The organism is Paenibacillus zanthoxyli JH29 (assembly GCF_000520715.1).
Classification (GTDB): Bacteria; Bacillota; Bacilli; order Paenibacillales; family Paenibacillaceae; genus Paenibacillus_AQ; species Paenibacillus_AQ zanthoxyli.
Genome location: NZ_ASSD01000280.1, coordinates 1 through 365, shown reverse-complemented (window position 1 = coordinate 365; position 365 = coordinate 1). Strand labels below are relative to the sequence as shown.

Below are 365 nucleotides of genomic sequence, written 5' to 3'. Positions count from 1 at the left end.
CAACGCAGGCCGGATGCTCTCGGCAGCCTGGCACGCGGCGGGCATGCTGCTATGTCTAAGCGGGCTGCTGTCCTTTTGCGGGGCGCTTCCGATCCCGTATGCGGTGCTTCACAGCGCCTCGCCCGAAGTCAGCGCCTCGGGTGCAAGGCTTGGAGGGTTGCTCCAGTATCCGAACGCCTTCGGCGCGGCGATGGCTGTATTTCTGCTGGAGCGTCTGTTCGCAGCCGCTCAAAGCTATGCGTGTGAGCGTGGCGAGCGGCCCGGCCGGAAGGATGAAGATAGCTTGGTCTTCGGCGGGAGAGGCAAAGAAAGGCCCGGCAATGCCCCGAAGTGTCAGAATGGAAGCGGTGCGGGTTTCCACTGGA

General features: G+C 63.8%; 1 pseudogene. It reads left to right on the top strand.

Annotation, left to right across the window (positions count from 1 at the left end):
* A pseudogene (locus L691_RS32685) lies at positions 1-365 on the top strand (hypothetical protein); the annotation flags it as partial.